This window comes from Bradyrhizobium retamae (assembly GCF_001440415.1).
Taxonomy (GTDB): domain Bacteria; phylum Pseudomonadota; class Alphaproteobacteria; order Rhizobiales; family Xanthobacteraceae; genus Bradyrhizobium; species Bradyrhizobium retamae.
Genome location: NZ_LLYA01000121.1, coordinates 1 through 1,383, shown reverse-complemented (window position 1 = coordinate 1,383; position 1,383 = coordinate 1). Strand labels below are relative to the sequence as shown.

The following is a 1,383-nucleotide window of genomic DNA, read 5'->3' as shown; positions in this document are numbered from 1 at the left end:
GCTCGCAATGATGGGGTGGACGGCCCCCGACGGCATCGATGTGCCAGACTGGTGATGTCAATTCGACCAGACGAGGGAGCCGTCCATGGACGAGATTAGCATGATTGGGCTGGATTTGGCGAAGAACGTATTCCAGGTCCACGGGATTGATGTTTCGGGGAAGGTAGTTTTGCAGCGCCAGCTCCGACGCGGTGCGGTGGAGAAATTCTTTGCGAAGCTGGCGCCCTGCACGGTGGGGATGGAGGCGTGTGGGAGCGCGCATCATTGGGCTCGTGTGATCGGCGGTTATGGCCACGATGTGAAGCTGATGCCGCCGGCCTATGTGAAGCCGTACGTAAAGCGGAACAAGAACGATGGACGCGACGCGGAGGCGATCTGCGAGGCGGTGAGCCGGCCGACGATGCGGTTTGTTGCGGTAAAAAGCATTGAGCAGCAGGCCATGCTTTCGGTTCACACCACGCGGGCGCTGCTGGTGAAGCAGCGAACGATGGTAGCGAACGCGTTGCGGGCACAGTTGAGCGAGCTGGGGATCGTGGCGGCGCAGGGCCACAAGGGACTGTATGAGCTGATGGCCAGGCTCGAAGCGCCGAGCGAGGAGATCCCAGAGATGATGCGGAACGCGCTGCTTATGCTGGTCGGGCAATGGCAGGCGCTCGATGCCAACGAGCGGGCGCTGGAGAAGCAGATCGTGAAGGCCACACGTTGCGATCGAGAAGCCCGCCGGTTGATGGAGGCACCCAGCGTCGGTCCGATCATCGCCAGCATGGTGTTGGCGAAGGTCTCCGATGCCAAGGTGTTCCGCTCCAGCCGTGACTTCGCGGCTTGGGTGGGACTGACCGGAGGCGATCACGGCACCGGGGGTAAGCACCGTCCCGGCCGCATCTCCAAACAGGGAGACCGTGTCCTGCGCACGCTGCTGATCAACGGCGCCAACGCCTATCTGCGGCAGCAGAAGCGGCGCGGCGTCAGCGATCCCTGGCTGCGCGAGCTGCTGGCTCGGCGGCCCTACAAGGTCGCCATGGTGGCGTTCGCCGCCAAGACGGCACGGATCATCTGGGCCATGCTGGCCAAAGGAGAAGCTTACCGCGACCGCGCGAGCGCGTCGGCTGCTGCCTGATCGAGGGGCGACAGCCGCCGCGCTCGCGCTCATCCAGTCGGAAAGGGCAATCAAGGTGTGATGGCAAATGGTCAGGAAACCGGGATCGAAACACTCCGACACGTCATCGCGCGTCATAGCGCGCCGCAATGATTGGAATTCGATCTGCGTTCTCCATCAGGGCCGCGGTCAAATAGCCGCATTCAGAGGCCGTATACATGACCGCTCCCCGATCGCTTGCTGAAACACCAAGAAAACCCTTGCCGAGAGGGGGCCGTCCATACATG

1 protein-coding gene is annotated in these 1,383 nt (G+C 62.7%); it reads left to right on the top strand.

Going from position 1 to position 1,383, the window contains the following annotated elements:
* The first annotated feature begins 85 nt into the window (after positions 1 to 85).
* Positions 86 to 1,117 carry an IS110 family RNA-guided transposase gene (locus CQ13_RS15240; RefSeq protein WP_057843686.1) on the top strand — a complete coding sequence of 344 codons (1,032 nt, stop codon included), beginning with the start codon at positions 86 to 88 and terminating at the stop codon, positions 1,115 to 1,117.
* Positions 1,118 to 1,383: the final 266 nt, after the last annotated feature.

Bases quoted from the DNA above. Each gene is read 5' to 3' on its own strand.
- CQ13_RS15240 (WP_057843686.1), top strand. From the start codon at position 86: ATGGACGAGATTAGCATGATTGGGCTGGATTTGGCGAAGAACGTATTC.